Genomic DNA, 11,666 nt, shown 5'->3' with positions numbered 1-11,666 from the left:
GGCCGCGGCGCTGCGGGCCGCGACCGCCGCCGCGGACGGTCCGCGCGCCCGGGTCACCGCCCTCGCCCGCGGCTACCTCGACTTCGCCGAGCGCAACCCGGCGGTCTATGACGCCCTGTTCCAGCTCGACGGAGGCCTGGCGTACGCGCAGGAGGACACCCCGGAACCACTCAAGGATGCCTTCGCCGCCCTGTTGGAGTGCCTTGACGAGGTCGCCGGGGACGGCGTCCACCCGGGGCTGTTCACCGAGGTGTTCTGGGCGTCCCTGCACGGGATCGCGACCCTGACCCGGGCGGGACGGCTGCCACCGGCCGACACCGAGCAGCGCGTGGAACTGCTGGTGGACCGCCTCGCCGTCCTCTGACACACCGTCCCGGCCGCAGCGGGCGCACAGGGCTGAGCTACGCCGACAGGGCGCGGGACGCGTATGCCCTGACGTCGGCGTCGGAGTCCTTGGTGGCTGTGGTGAGGGCTGTGCGGGCTTCCTCGGCGGAGGCGTGGTGGGTGAGGGAGAGGACGGTGGCCTTGCGGACGTCGGCGTTGGTGTCGGTGAGGGCCAAGGCCAGGGCCGGCACGGCCACGGGGGAGAGCGCGGTGGAGAGGGCCGTGGCGGCGCCGGCGCGGACCTGCCAGGCGGGGTCGCTGAGGGCGGTCACGGCTCGGGTGGCCAGCGGAGGGGGGCAGCCGACGGTGCCCAGTGCGGCGTAGGCGGCGGCGCGGACCAGGGGGTCGGGGTCGTCGGTGAGGGCGGTCAGGGCGGTGAGTGTCGACGGGGCGGGGGTCTGCGGCGCAGAGGTGTTCGCCGCGATCGTGGCCAGGGCCTTGGCGATCGTGACGCGGACCTCGCGGGACGGGTCGGCAGTCGCGGCCCCGGCCAGTTCCGTGGCGGCGTCGACCGAGACGAGGGCGCGTACGGCCTCGACGCGGACGGAGATGTCGGCGTCCGTCAGAGAGGCCGCGTACAGGGCGGTGTCACCGAGGCTCAGGGCGCGCAGCACGTCCAGGGCGGTGGCGCGGACGACCGGGTCGGGCTCGGCCAGGGCGGCGGCGAGGCCGCCCTGGAGGGCGGGCTCGGACGGGAGGGTCTCGACGAGTTCGCGGAGCGAGGCCGCGGCGGCGGCGCGGACCTCGGCGGCGGAGTCGCGGAGCGCCTCGGCGAGGGCGGAGCCGGTGCCGGGCGGGAGGGTCTCCGTGAGGACGGCGACGGCTTCGCGCCGGACGGCGGGTGCCGGGTCGGCCAGGTACGGCTGGAGGGCGGTGAGTTCGGGCTGCTCCTCGGCGAGGGCGACCAGTTCGAGGAGGCGGGTGGAGGAGGTCGGGGGGGTGGGGTGGGAGGGGAGGGCCACGCTCTCCGCCCCGGTACCCGCCCCGCTCTCCGGGACGGACCCCGCAGCCGTCCCCGCGGCCACCGGTGCCACGTCCCGGGACCCCGCCGTCGCCACGTTCTCCGCGTGGACCTCGCCCAGGTGTCGGGAGGGGCCGCCGACCGGGATGAACTCCTCGATGGGGACCAGGTAGGGGGCGACGGGGCGGGCCGTGAACTCCATCGTGCCGGCAGGGGACTTGTAGAGGTCGAGGTGGTGGAACCAGGAGGCGTCGTCGCGTTGGGGATGGTCGAGGCGGTCGTGGTAGAGGCCCCAGCGGGACTCGGTGCGGGCGAGGGAAGCGCGGGCGGCCATCTCGGCGCAGTCGCGGATGAAGGAGACCTCGGCGCAGCGCATGAGTTCGTGGGGGGTGCGGGCACCCATCTCGGCGATGTCGTCGCGCATGCGCTCGAAGGCGTTGAGGGCGAGGGAGAGCCGGGAGCCGGACTTCGGGGGTGCCACGTAGTCGTTGACGAAGCGACGGAGCTTGTACTCGACCTGGGGCTGCGGGGGGCCGTCCGGGTTGCGGAGGGGGCGGTAGATCAGGTCGTGCGCCTCGTGGAGCTGGTCGGGGGGCAACTCGCCCTCGTACGGGGTGTACCGGGAGGCGTCCGCGCCCGCCAGGTCGCCGAAGACGAAGGCGCCGATCATGTAGTTGTGCGGGACGCAGGCGAGGTCTCCGGCGGCGTACAGGCGCGGGACGGTCGTACGGGCCTGGTCGTCCACCCGTACGCCCGAGGCCGAGTGGCCGCCGCACAGGCCGATCTCGGAGATGTGCATCTCGATGTCGTGGGTGCGGTAGTCGTGGCCGCGGCCGGAGTGGAAGGTGCCCCGGGTCGGGCGTTCCGTCGTGTGCAGGATCGACTCCAGGGCGGAGACGGACTCCTCGGGGAGGTGGCTCAGCTTCAGGTAGACCGGGGCGCGGTCGGAGGCGATCTCGGCGGCGAACTCGGCCATCATCTGGCCGGACCAGTAGTCGGAGTCGACGAAGCGTTCGCCGTGCCGGTTGACCTGGTAGCCGCCGAAGGGGTTGGCGACGTAGGCGCAGGCGGGGCCGTTGTAGTCCTTGATCAGCGGGTTGATCTGGAAGCACTCGATGCCGGTCAGTTCGGCGCCCGCGTGGTAAGCCATGGCGTAGCCGTCGCCCGCGTTGGTGGGGTTCTCGTAGGTGCCGTAGAGGTAGCCGGAGGCGGGCAGGCCGAGGCGGCCGCAGGCGCCGGTGGCGAGGATGACGGCGCCGGCGCGGACCGTCACGAACTGTCCGGTGCGGGTGTTGAAGCCCGCCGCGCCGACGGCCCGCCGGTCCGCGCCCTGGCCCGCCGTGAGCACGCGCACGGGCATCACCCGGTTCTCGATGCGGATCCGCTCCCGCATCTCCCGCCGCCGCAGCTGCCGGTACAGGACCTTCTTGACGTCCTTGCCCTCCGGCATGGGCAGCACGTACGAACCGGAACGGTGGACCTGGCGGACCGCGTACTCGTTGTGCTCGTCCTTCTCGAACTTCACCCCGTACGACTCCAGCCGCCGCACCATGTCGAAGCCGCGGGTCGCGGTCTGGCGGACCGTGGACTGGTCGACGATGCCGTCGTTGGCGCGGGTGATCTCGGCGACGTAGTCGTCGGGCTCGGCGCGGCCAGGGATGACGGCGTTGTTCACGCCGTCCATGCCCATGGCGAGGGCGCCCGAGTGACGGACGTGTGCCTTCTCCAGGAGCAGGACGTTCGCCCCGTGCTCGGCGGCGGTCAGGGCGGCCATGGTGCCGGCGGTGCCGCCGCCTATGACGAGGACGTCGCAGGTCAGCTCCTCGGCGTCGGCGAGCGCCGGGATCGTGAGGGGGGTCTCCACTGTGTCCACCGTGTCCACCGGGGTGCCTTTCGAGTGCGGTTGCTCAGCTGGGGCGTGGCTCGGGCGCCGAGGCGCTCAGACGCTGAGGGAGGTCAGGACGTCGCGGCGCAGGGCCACGCGTGCCGGGTCGTCGTGGGCCGAACGGTCACGGGGGCGGGGCACCTCGCGTACGGCGGTCAGCCGGCCGGAGCCGAGGAGGGCGACGCGGTCGCCGAGGAACAGGGCCTCGTCCACGTCGTGGGTGACGAAGACGACCGTGGCGCCCGTGCCCCGCAACACCTCCACCAGCAGGTCCTGCATACCGGCCCGGGTCTGCGCGTCGAGCGCGCCGAACGGCTCGTCCATCAGGACGGCGTGGGGGCGCCCGGCGAGGGCGCGGGCCAGCTGTGCGCGCTGGCGCTGTCCGCCGGAGACACGGTGCGGCAGCTGCCGGGCGTACTCGGCGAGCCCGACCCGGGACAGCCACGCCTCGGCCTGCGTACGGCGTTCGGCGCGCGCCAGGCCGCGGATGGCGAGCGGGAGTTCGACGTTGGCGCGCAGGGTGCGCCAGGGCAGGAGGGCGTCCTCCTGGAAGACGAGGGCGCGTTCGGCGGACGGGCCGGTCAGGGGGCTCCCGTCCTGGGTGACCTCTCCGGAGAGCGGCGCCAGCAGGCCCGCCAGAGTGCGCAGGAGGGTCGACTTGCCGCAGCCGGACGGGCCGACGACGGTGAGGATCTCTCCGGGGGCGACGTCCAGGTCGACGTCCGTCACGGCGACGGCGTCGGGGCGGCCCAGGTCGGCGCCGTGGAGGGTGAGGCGGGTGCCGCGCACGGACGCGGGTGCCCGCTTCTCCTCGGCGGCCTGTGGCGGTGCCTCCGCAGGGGCGTGGGCCCGGGTCTCAGACGAGGTGCTCATCACGTGCCTCCTCGGTCTCGGCCTTGGCGGTGGGAGTGGCGGCAGCGGTCGGGGTCGCGGTCGTGGACCGGGGAGCCCGCCGCGGCCGGGGCGACGGGTTCCCGGCGGCGTAGGAGGTGCGGGGCAGCCAGTGCGTCAGCCGGCGCCCGACCAGCTCCACGGCGGTCGACGTCAGCCAGCCGAGGACACCGATCGTGGCCATGCCGACGAACACGCCCGGGTAGTTGACGACCGTGTAGTCCTGCCAGGTGCGGTAGCCGACGCCGTACTGCCCGGAGATCATCTCGGCGGAGATCACACAGATCCATGACACGCCGATGCCGACCGACAGGCCGCCGAAGATGCCGGGCAGCGCGCCCGGCAGGACGACCGAGGCGAGCACCCGCCACCGGCCGCCGCCCATCGTGTGGACCGCCTCCTCCCACACCGGGGTCAGCGCCCGTACCGCGTGCCGGGTGGAGACCAGGACCGGGAAGAACGCGGCGGTGAAGGTGATGAAGACGATGCCCTGCTCGTTGGAGGGGAACAGCAGGATCGCCACCGGGACCAGGGCGATCGCCGGGATCGGGCGGATCACCTCCAGGACGGGCCCGAGCAGGTCCTCGGCGAGACGGGAGCGGGCGATGAGGACGCCCACCGCCACCCCCAGCATCGCCGCCAGCAGGAAGCCGGTCAGGATGCGGGTGAGGCTGTCGGTCAGGTCCGTCCAGTAGTCCGGCCCGGTCACTCGGTCCGCGAAGGCGTGCGCCACGTCCGTGACCGTGGGGAACTGCGAGAAACGCAGCCACACGTCGACGTCCAGGCTGGTCAGCAGCTGCCAGAGGGCGAGGGCCGCGACCAGGGACACCGCCCGCCGGGCGTAGCGGGTCGCGGGCCGGGAGCCGAGACTCCGTGCGCGCCGGCCGTCGCCTTCGGCGGGGCCGCTCACGACGCCCGCTCCAGGGCGGCGGCGTACGTGACGACCTCGGCGCCGTCGTGGCCGGCGACGTACGCCTTCGCCGTGGCCGGGGCGACGAAGGGGAGGAGCTGGTCTCCGTCGGCCACCCACACCGCCTTGTCGGCGAACCACTGGGTACCGGTCGTGGCGTCCGGGACGTACGCGGCGCGGATCCCGTCCTTGTGCCCGGCGACGTAGGCGAGGAGCTCGGCGGGCGTCTTGAAGGACCGGGTCTCGGTGGCGTTCTCGGGCCAGACCTCGCTCCCGGCCGGGGCGGGGGCCGCGGCGAGCTGCTTCTCGTACGACGTGCCGAGCGCCTTGCGGACGTACTGGTCGTCGACGAACGCGTCCACGTCCACGTCGCCCGTCAGCTCGGCCGCCTTGAGGATCGGGACGTCCTTCTTCAGGGCGGCGATCAGCGCCGGCTTGAGCGCGGGGTCGAAGGTCGCGATGCCGTGCGCGCCGTTGTAGAGGTAGACGACCTCGGCAGGCAGCCCCGTGGCGTCGGCGACCTTCTCCGCGGCCCGCACGGGATGCTCGTTGAGGTAGTCCGTGGCCTTGGCCTGGGCCTTGAGGAAGGCCTCCAGGACGGCCGGCCGCTGCTCGGCGAAGTCCTCGCGGGCCGTCACGCCGTGGAAGGTCGGCAGGTCCAGCTGGGCACCGTCGTACAGGGCCTTCGCCTTGCCCTGGTAGGTGAGCAGCCCCGGCCACGCCACGAACTGCGACAGCGCGTCCGTGCTGCCCCCGGAGAGGGCGGACGCGCCGACCGCCGGCTGCTGGTTGAGCTTCTCGATGTCCTTGTCGGCGTCGAGGCCGGCGTTCTGCAGCGCTCGTACGAGGGTGCCGTCGGCGGCGGACCCGATGCTCGTGGAGACCTTCTTGCCCTTCAGGTCCTTGAGCGTGCTCAGCTTCGAGTCCGGGGCCGTGACGATGGTGTTGAGCCCGCCCCGGAGGTTGTAGCCGGTGGCCGCGACGAGCCGGGTGGGCTTGCCGAGCTGCTTGCCGCGGGCCGCGTTGAGGAGCAGCGGGAAGTCGCCCATCGAGCCGATGTCGATCTTCCCGGCCGTCATCTGGGCGGTGATGGGGGCGCCGGTCGCGTAGTCCTGCCAGTCGACCTTGTACGTCGTCCTGCCGCCCAGCGCGTTCAGCTCCTCCTCGAAGTAGCCGAGGGAGCGCAGGAGGGTGCCCGCGGTGACGGTGTTGATGGTCTTGGACTGGTAGCCGACGGTGACGGTGACCGTCCCGCCGTCCGCGGCGGTGTCACTGGCGTTGCCGCAGGCGGTCAGGGCCGGCGACAGCAGGAGGGCCGTGGTCAGGGTGACTGCTTTGTACGTACCGACTGCTTTGTGTGAACCGACTGCTTTGGTCTTCATGGGAGTTCGGGCCTCTCACCGGAGCGTTCAGCGGAGCAGGTAGGGCATGTTGACCGTGACGGCGCCGGTGGGACAGCGGGCCGCGCACGGGCCGCAGTACCAGCACTCGTCGACGTGCATGTACGCCTTGCCGTTGCTCTCGTCGATGGCCAGGGAGTCCAGCGGGCACATGTCCACGCAGAGGGTGCAGCCGTCGATGCACTTCGACTCGTCGATGGTCACGGGCACGTCGGCCCGCTGCGGCACCAAGGGCATGGCTGTCTCCAGGGAGGGCGGATACGAGGGGTCGCGAGACGCGCGGGGGAGCGCGGGGCGATGGGGGACTACGCGTGGGGGATGCGGGACTACACGTGGGGGATGCGGGACTAGGAGCGGTGCAGCAGGCCGCTCATCGTGATGCGGTCGCCGCGGAAGCGGATGAACTCCAGGTCGACGGGTCGGCCGTCGGCGAGGTGGGTGAGGCGTTCCAGCATCAGGACGGCCGAGCCGCGTGGGGCTTCGAGTACGGCGGCGGAGTGGGTGTCCGCGTTCACCGCCTCCAGGGTGATCTCGGCGTGGCCGAGGCGCCGGCCGGTGATCGTCTCCAGGAGGCGGAAGACGTCGGTGTTCTCCAGGTCGGCGCCGAGGAGTGCCGTGCCGATGTCGAGGGAGCCGAGGGCCAGGGGGATGTAGGTGAGGTCGAGCGAGAGGGGGAGGCCGTTCAGGCGGCGCAGGCGCTCGATGTAGAGGACGTCGGTGCCGGGTGGGAGGTGCAGGCGGTCGGCCACGGGGGTGGGGGCCGGGGCGGGGCCCATGGTGCGGACCTCGTTGGTGACCGTGCCGTGTTCACGGAGGGTTTCCGCGAGGCCCATCAGGTGGTCGAGGCCGTGGGGGTACTTCCGGGCGACGACGACGGTGCCCACGCCGGGGAACCGTTCCACGAGGCCTTCGGCGCGAAGGAGGTCCAGGGCCTCGCGGACCGTGTTGCGGGTCGCGCGGTAGTCGACGGCGAGGGAGGACTCGTGGGGGAGCGTGCCGTTCTCGAAGCAGCCGGTGAGGAGTTGGCGGCGGAGGAGGTCGGCGAGCTGCCGCGCCTGGTCCGCACGCAGCCGGCGGCGCGCGCGGTGGGCGGCGACGGTGGTCGCGCCCTGGCCGGCGTGCTCTCGGATGCGGTCGGTGGGTGGCATGTTTTGAACCATACCGAAATGGTGGGGAAGGAAATGTTGCCGGAGTGTTGCGCCATGTGACCGGCTGGGCCTGGGGGTGCTGAGCTGGGGTTTTGCGGTGGTGTGAGGAAGATCTGCCACCGGGTTGTCCAAGGGGTGGGAACGAAGGGCCGGTGGCTGGGATGTGACGTTGCGCGGGGCCGGGCGGGGGCGGGGTGCCGCCGCTCGGCGGCTACGAGGTGCCGCCGCGCCCACCCTCCCCCACTCTCGGCTTCGCTCGAGAGGGAGGTACCCCCATCGCCCCAGCGGCACGATTGCCCGCAGCTATGCCTGAGGGTGGGCGGCTCTTCGCGGCCGTGGCCGCGCCCCGAAGGGCGCGGGGAACTGCGCGAGCAACCACGGCGCACGGCACAATGCCCACGACACGGCGCCCCTACGGCGAACACGCGCCCCGCCCACGACACGGCGCCCCACGGAATACGCGCCCCGCTCCACCGTCAACGCGCCCCGCTCCACACAGGGCGCACCCCACTACTCCCGACCCCTGACCCTCCCTGTGACCTCGCCCAGTCCCACCCGCGTCCCGCCCGGCCCCGGCGCCCACGCCGTGAGGGTCACCTCGTCGCCGTCGTCCAAGAACGTGCGCTTGCCGGTGGGGAGGTCGAGAGGGTCCTGCCCGTTCCAGGTCAGCTCCAGCAACGAGCCCCGTTCGCCGGAGGCACCCCCGCTGACCGTGCCGGAGCCGTAGAGGTCGCCCGTACGGAGCGAGGCGCCGTTGACGGTCATGTGGGCCAGCTGCTGCGCGGCGGTCCAGTACATCGTGGAGAAGGGCGGCTCCGAGACGACGTGCCCGTTGACGGCGACGCTGATACGGAGGTCGTACCCCCCGGGATCGACGTCCGGCGCGGAGTCGTCCAGGTAGGGAAGGAGCGGATACGTGCGCTCCGGCGCAGACACCCGCGCCTCGTCCAGGGCGTCCAACGGCGTGATCCAGGCCGAGACCGACGTGGCGAAGGACTTCCCGAGGAACGGCCCGAGGGGAACGTACTCCCAGGCCTGCAGATCACGCGCCGACCAGTCGTTGAGGAGGCAGAGCCCGAAGACGTGGTCGCGGAAGTCCCCCAGCCCCACCGGCCGCCCCATCTCCGAGGGCACGCCCACCACGAAGCCGACCTCCGCCTCGATGTCCAGCCGCACGGACGGACCGAACACGGGCACCGGATCGGCGGGTGCCTTGCGCTGGCCGGACGGCCGTACCACCTCCGTCCCGGACACGACGACCGTGCCGGACCGGCCGTGGTAACCGATCGGCAGATGCTTCCAGTTGGGGGTCAGCGGGTCCGGGGAGTCGGGACGGAAGATCCGGCCCACGTTCCGCGCGTGGTTCTCGGAGGCGTAGAAGTCGACGTAGTCGGCCACCTCGAACGGCAGATGCAGGGTCACGGCGGACAGCGCGTGGAAGTGCGGCGCGATCGTCTCCCGGTGCGAAGGCACCGTGAGCCACGCGGTCAACGCCCGGCGCAGGTCCGACCAGGCCGTGCGCCCAGCCGCCAGCAGGGGGTTGAGCGTGGGGTGCGCCAGGAGCGCGGCGTACGGGGAGCCGAGGGCGCGGGCCGCCGCCGCGGCGTCGAGGACGTGCTCGCCGAGGCGGACCCCGACCGTACGGGCGTCGGAACCGGCGGGTGAGAAGACACCGTAGGGGAGGTTGTGCGGCCCGAAGGGGTGGCCCTCGGGGACGTCGAAGGGATCGCCTTCGGGGACGTCGAAGGGATCGCCTTCGGGGACATCGAAGGGGGGCATCGGGTGCTGCCTCGCTCTCGTGCTTTCCGTCGTACCTCTGGTCGCGCCACACGTTACGGGGCGCTGCGAAGATCGGGGAGTGTCTAAAGAGTTCGCAATGTCCTGATAGGGGAGGGTCGGAGGGAAAGGTTCCGGCTTAGCGTCCTCTGGGGGACGCGGACGGGGTGGGTCCGGGTCCGTAGGGGGGACACGTGGGGGGACCCGTGGCCAGGGGTACTTGGGGTGCGCCGGTACAGGCGGACCAAGACGTTCCAGGACTCGTCGTGAAGCTCGGTGACTATCCGCTGCACCATGGCGGCGTCGGAGCCATCCGCAGCCTGGGGCGGCTCGGCGTGCCGATGTACGCGATCACGGAGGACCGGTACACGCCGGCCGCCGTCTCGCGCTATCTGCGGCGGGCGTTCGTGTGGCCGACCACCGGGACGGAGGAGCCCGAGTGGCTGGTGGACGGGCTGCTGCGCATCGGCCGGCGGATAGGGCGGCCGGCCGTGCTGATTCCCACCGACGAGGAAGCCGCGGTGCTCATCGCCGAGCACCAGGAGGAACTGGCGACCCGGTTTCTCTTCCCCCGTGTCGACGGGAAGCTTCCGCGCCGGCTCGCCAGCAAACAGGGGCTGCACGAACTGTGCGTGGAGCACGGCATCTCCAGCCCCGTCAGCTCGTTCCCGCAGTCGTACGAGGAGGTCGAACGGTTCGCGGAGCGGGCCTGTTTCCCCGTGGTGGCCAAGAACCGGGAGGCGTTCGAGCGGCGCAGGCAGCCCGCGGTCAACGGGACGACCCGCATCGCCGACCGGGAGGGCCTGCTGCGGCTGGCCCGCGGATGGGGTGAGCGGCCCGGGGTGATCCTGCAGGAGTACCTGCCCCGGGAGGACGCCGAGGACTGGATCGTGCACGCGTACTTCGACGCGGACTCGACGCCGCTCGCGATGTTCACCGGGGTGAAGGTGCGGTCGTGGCCGCCGCACGCGGGCATGACGGCGAACGCGTACGTCGTCGACAATCCCGAACTCGCGGACATCGCCGCGCGGTTCATCAAGCAGATCGGGTTCAGCGGGGTCATCGACCTCGATCTGCGGTTCGACCGGCGGGACGGGCGGTACAAGCTGCTCGACTTCAATCCCCGGATGGGCGCGCAGTTCCGGCTCTTCGAGAACGAGGCCGGGATCGACGTCGTACGCGCCATGCACCTCGATCTGACCGGGCGGGCGGTGCCGGAGGGGGAACAGCTCGCCGGGCGGCGGTACATCGTGGAGAACATCGATCTGCCGGCCCTGCTCGCCTACCGGCGCAGCGGGTACACCACACCGCACGCGCCGGCTCGCGCGAGCGGTACGGAGCTGGCGTGGCTCGCGGGTGACGATCCGCTGCCCTTCCTCACGATGCTCGCGCGCTTCGTACGGCCGGGCGCGAAGCATCTGTATCACCTGTGGCGGACCAACCGCCTCGGCAATGCCCATGTGCGCCCCTAGCCAACCGAAGCGTGTGCGCCCCTGGCCACCCGAAGCGGGAACAGAGGCAGGAGCGGGAAGGCAGGGGCGGGAAGGCAGGGGCGGGAAAGGCAGAACCAGGAAAGGCGGAACCAGGAAAGGCAGAACCAGGAAAGGCAGAACCAGGGAAGCAAGAAGCAGGAGCAGAAGGCGCACGAAGTAGGCATGACGTGTCCTGGGGAGGGACTTCGTGATTCAACCGGTAGCAGTCATCGGCGCCGGGCCTTTCGGTCTGTCCGCCGCCGCGCACCTGCGCGCGCACGGCATTCCGGTCCGGGTGTTCGGTGAACCCATGGTGAGCTGGCGGGACAACATGCCCGCCGGGATGCTCCTGAAATCGACCCCGGTGGCGTCGAGCATCGACGCCCCGCAGCGCGGCAACACCCTGGCCGACTACTGCGACGCGGCGGGCATCCGGCGGCTGGTGACGGACGAGGACATCATCCCCGTCGAGACCTTCGTCGCGTACGGGGAGTGGTTCCAGCAGCGGCTCGTGGCCGAGCTGGAGCAGGTGCGCGTGGTGTCCGTGGACCGGAGCAAGGGTGGCGGGTTCGAACTGAAACTGGACTCGGGGGAGTTGTTCGCGGCACGGGCCGTCGTCGTGGCGAGCGGGCTGTTCGGACTGGCACATCTGCCGGCCGAGCTGGAGGGTGCGGCCGTGGACGGACCCGCCCCCACGGGGCCCGTCTCGCACAGCTCGCAGCACCCCGAGCTGAGCCGGTTCAAGGACAAGGACCTGATCGTCGTGGGCGCGGGGCAGTCCGCCCTGGAGACGGCGGCACTGGCGGCCGAGGCCGGCGCGCGGGTGCGTGTGGTGGCGC

General features: G+C 72.0%; 10 protein-coding genes. 3 read left to right on the top strand and 7 right to left on the bottom strand.

Features of this window, described 5'->3' with window-relative positions; all coding sequences use genetic code 11:
• Nucleotides 1-364: TetR-like C-terminal domain-containing protein (locus AWZ10_RS10825; RefSeq protein ID WP_060890958.1), on the top strand; the 364-nt coding region annotated here is incomplete at its 5' end.
• 37 nt (nucleotides 365-401) lie between these two features.
• Here AWZ10_RS10825 and AWZ10_RS10820 read toward each other — a convergent pair.
• The 7 genes from AWZ10_RS10820 to fahA form a co-directional block, all read right to left on the bottom strand.
• On the bottom strand, nucleotides 402-3,218 hold the full coding sequence (locus tag AWZ10_RS10820) for a fumarate reductase/succinate dehydrogenase flavoprotein subunit (RefSeq protein ID WP_060890960.1): 2,817 nt from the start codon (nucleotides 3,216-3,218) through the stop codon (nucleotides 402-404).
• Nucleotides 3,219-3,284: 66 nt separating this feature from the next.
• Nucleotides 3,285-4,103 carry an ABC transporter ATP-binding protein gene (locus AWZ10_RS10815; RefSeq protein ID WP_244172457.1) on the bottom strand — a complete coding sequence of 273 codons (819 nt, stop codon included), beginning with the start codon at nucleotides 4,101-4,103 and terminating at the stop codon, nucleotides 3,285-3,287.
• Nucleotides 4,087-5,031 carry an ABC transporter permease gene (locus tag AWZ10_RS10810; RefSeq protein ID WP_060890957.1) on the bottom strand — a complete coding sequence of 315 codons (945 nt, stop codon included), beginning with the start codon at nucleotides 5,029-5,031 and terminating at the stop codon, nucleotides 4,087-4,089. Before AWZ10_RS10810 ends, AWZ10_RS10815 begins: the two co-directional genes overlap by 17 nt.
• Nucleotides 5,028-6,413 (bottom strand): ABC transporter substrate-binding protein, encoded by a 1,386-nt coding sequence (locus tag AWZ10_RS10805; RefSeq protein WP_060890956.1) that lies wholly within the window; start codon nucleotides 6,411-6,413, stop codon nucleotides 5,028-5,030. The genes AWZ10_RS10810 and AWZ10_RS10805 overlap by 4 nt, the downstream gene beginning before the upstream one ends.
• 27 nt (nucleotides 6,414-6,440) lie before the next feature.
• Nucleotides 6,441-6,668: a 4Fe-4S dicluster domain-containing protein gene (locus tag AWZ10_RS10800; protein ID WP_030790138.1), complete on the bottom strand. Its 228-nt coding sequence runs from the start codon at nucleotides 6,666-6,668 to the stop codon at nucleotides 6,441-6,443.
• A gap of 110 nt (nucleotides 6,669-6,778) precedes the next feature.
• A complete protein-coding gene (locus AWZ10_RS10795; RefSeq protein ID WP_060890955.1) occupies nucleotides 6,779-7,579 on the bottom strand; it encodes a GntR family transcriptional regulator in 801 nt (266 codons plus the stop codon).
• Nucleotides 7,580-8,089: 510 nt separating this feature from the next.
• On the bottom strand, nucleotides 8,090-9,358 hold the full coding sequence (fahA, locus tag AWZ10_RS10790; protein WP_060890954.1) for a fumarylacetoacetase: 1,269 nt from the start codon (nucleotides 9,356-9,358) through the stop codon (nucleotides 8,090-8,092).
• Nucleotides 9,359-9,549: 191 nt separating this feature from the next.
• On the opposite strand from fahA, the gene AWZ10_RS10785 reads away from it, so the two are divergent.
• Nucleotides 9,550-10,827, top strand: a complete 1,278-nt coding sequence (locus AWZ10_RS10785; RefSeq protein WP_408993575.1) for a carboxylate--amine ligase — start codon at nucleotides 9,550-9,552, stop codon at nucleotides 10,825-10,827.
• Between the two features lie 208 nt (nucleotides 10,828-11,035).
• Nucleotides 11,036-11,666, top strand: a 631-nt coding sequence (locus AWZ10_RS10780) for an FAD-dependent oxidoreductase (RefSeq protein ID WP_159058247.1), incomplete at its 3' end; no start/stop codon positions are given.

The organism is Streptomyces europaeiscabiei (assembly GCF_001550375.1).
GTDB lineage: Bacteria > Actinomycetota > Actinomycetes > Streptomycetales > Streptomycetaceae > Streptomyces > Streptomyces europaeiscabiei.
Note: the sequence above shows the minus strand (reverse complement) of the source record. Positions and strands in the feature narration are given on the sequence as shown.